At 51.8% G+C, this 926-nt stretch carries 2 protein-coding genes; both read left to right on the plus strand.

The features are described from left to right. Positions 1-318: dTDP-4-dehydrorhamnose 3,5-epimerase (gene rfbC / locus ACTHUR_RS12380; protein WP_440398779.1), on the plus strand; the 318-nt coding region annotated here is incomplete at its 5' end. Positions 319-343: 25 nt separating this feature from the next. Further along, the coding region (locus ACTHUR_RS12385; RefSeq protein WP_440398780.1) for a capsular polysaccharide export protein, LipB/KpsS family at positions 344-926 on the plus strand (583 nt) is incomplete at its 3' end.

The following is a 926-nucleotide window of genomic DNA, read 5'->3' on the forward strand; positions in this document are numbered from 1 at the left end:
GTTGTCGGCGAAGTATTCGACGTGGCCGTCGATATGCGTAAAGACTCCCCCACTTTCGGCAAATGGGTAGGCGAAATTCTGTCCGCAGAAAACAAACGCCAACTGTGGGTACCCGAAGGTTTCGCTCACGGCTTCTATGTATTGAGCGATGAAGCCGAGTTCGTCTATAAATGTACAGACTATTACAACCCCAAAGCCGAACACTCGCTGATTTGGAATGATCCGACCGTCGGCATCAACTGGCCGTTGCAAGGCGAGCCGAACCTGTCGCCTAAAGACTTGGCAGGCAAAGTATTGGGCGAAGCCGTAACGTTTTAAAAAATAATTCAGGCCGTCTGAAAGAATGCTCCTCTTTTCAGACGGCCTACAATCCATTAATAACAATAATCGACGAAAACGCATTGTGAAAAACGCCTACATTCCCTCTCGCGGCATCCGCAAAATCCCCCATCTCTCCACCCTATTGCCTGAGTTTCATATCTGCAAAGATGGAAAAGGAGCAGAGGCTGTGGTCGGCTGGGGTTTGCGCCCGACGACACACAAAGCGCGTACTTTCGCCGCTGAACACCGGCTTCCCTTTATTGCGTTGGAAGACGGCTTTTTACGCTCGCTCGGACTGGGTGTCGCCGGTTATCCGCCCTATTCCATCGTCTATGACGACATCGGCATCTACTACGACACCACACGTCCTTCTCGTTTGGAACAACTGATTCTTGCCTCCGATACCATGCCGTCTGAAACCTTGGCTCAGGCGCAGCAGGCGATGGATTTCATCCTGCGACATCATCTATCCAAATACAACCACGCGCCCGAACTTTCAGACGATCATCCTTTACGTTCCCCATCCAAGCCCGAAACCGTCCTCATCATCGACCAAACCTTCGGCGATATGGCCATCCAGTATGGCGGCGCAGACGCCTCTACGT

The organism is Neisseria sp. P0021.S007 (assembly GCF_051956855.1).